1 pseudogene is annotated in these 353 nt (G+C 56.7%); it reads left to right on the top strand.

Annotated elements, in window-relative coordinates:
• Positions 1-159: 159 nt before the first annotated feature.
• Positions 160-353: pseudogene (locus MXD62_RS10490) on the top strand (hypothetical protein); the annotation flags it as partial.

Here is a 353-nt window from a genome sequence, read left to right as displayed (position 1 = left end):
ACCTAACCATGAATAAAAGATGGCTTTACGGTGTGATTGCTGGTGTTGCTCTGTTCTCCACGGCTTGTGCTACCTCTAGAAATGCGGCTCCCAGTCCCGGCGCACCCGGGACCACTGTTCAAAATCAAGCCGGGACTTATCCCCGCGCCTTAAACAACTATGACCGTGCTGGAACTTATGGCACCAATCGCCCTGGCTACGCAACAAATCCCGGCCAGTATGGCACCAACCGGGTTGACGGTTTCGCTGACAGGACCGCAGGCCGGCCTGGCGACGGCTCAATGCCAAGTGGATATGGCCCCAACCGGGTTGGCAGCAACAACTACGGTGTTGATGGACGGGGATTCTACGGA

The sequence above is a fragment of the Frankia sp. Mgl5 genome (assembly GCF_023242985.1).
GTDB lineage: Bacteria > Actinomycetota > Actinomycetes > Frankiales > Frankiaceae > Parafrankia > Parafrankia soli.
This window is presented reverse-complemented; position numbering and strand designations above follow the sequence as displayed.